This is a genomic window from Parabacteroides distasonis (assembly GCF_004793765.1).
Lineage (GTDB): Bacteria > Bacteroidota > Bacteroidia > Bacteroidales > Tannerellaceae > Parabacteroides > Parabacteroides distasonis_A.
This window is the reverse complement of the sequence record NZ_SRYM01000174.1, coordinates 1-320: the sequence shown is the minus strand read 5'-3', so window position 1 is coordinate 320 and position 320 is coordinate 1. Positions and strand designations below refer to the sequence as shown.

Annotated in this window: 1 pseudogene; it reads left to right on the top strand. The window is 42.5% G+C overall.

Annotated features, from left to right (window positions below):
- Positions 1-320: pseudogene (locus E5342_RS19490) on the top strand (hypothetical protein); the annotation flags it as partial.

Below are 320 nucleotides of genomic sequence, written 5' to 3'. Positions count from 1 at the left end.
ATGCTTATGAAAAGGAACACATGGCTTATGCTGCTGACTTTTATCATGTTTTTATCCTGTGGCAGGCAAAAGGGCGATAATGAGCTGCTTCCCATCGTTAAGGAATGGTATGGGAAAGAGGTTAAATTCCCGGATCATCCCGTATTCACACTTTACGGCAAAGATACTGTGGACTACTCGATACCCCAGTCTCCCTATAAGGTGTTGGTGTATGTGGATTCCTCCGGTTGTGTGGACTGTAAACTGCAATTGCAGAAATGGCAGAAATTGATTAAGTATACTAATTCGATAAGCGATGGGGAAATCCCTTTCCTGTTTTT